Here is a 383-nt window from a genome sequence, read left to right on the forward strand (position 1 = left end):
ACATTGAAGTTGATGAAACAGGTAAAAAATCTGGCAGAGGAACATATCTTTGTTATAATGTTGAATGTTTAAATATAGCTATAAGAAAAAAAATATTAAATAAATCATTAAAACAAGATATTCCCTTACCAATACTTGATGAATTGAGAAGACTATTTAAAAAATACATTTAATAATTTTAAATAAAGAAATATCTTTTTAATAGTTATTTATAAATTACAAGATGAAGTTGATACTTAAAATACATTATAAATAATAATTGTATTTGGATATATCAAAGATAGATATAAGTCATAGCGGGGGTGATAGGTGTGAAAATGAGAGTTTATAAACTAGCTGAAGATTTAAAAATACCAACCAAAGAACTAATCTGGTTTTTAAAT

Annotated in this window: 1 protein-coding gene; it reads left to right on the forward strand. The window is 22.7% G+C overall.

The window, feature by feature from the left end; all coding sequences use genetic code 11:
• Positions 1-173, forward strand: a 173-nt coding sequence (locus tag COZ07_RS03520) for a YlxR family protein (protein WP_406607205.1), incomplete at its 5' end; no start/stop codon positions are given.
• Between the last annotated feature and the right edge of the window lie 210 nt (positions 174-383).

Source organism: Candidatus Infernicultor aquiphilus (assembly GCF_002784285.1).
Lineage (GTDB): Bacteria > Atribacterota > Phoenicimicrobiia > Phoenicimicrobiales > Phoenicimicrobiaceae > Infernicultor > Infernicultor aquiphilus.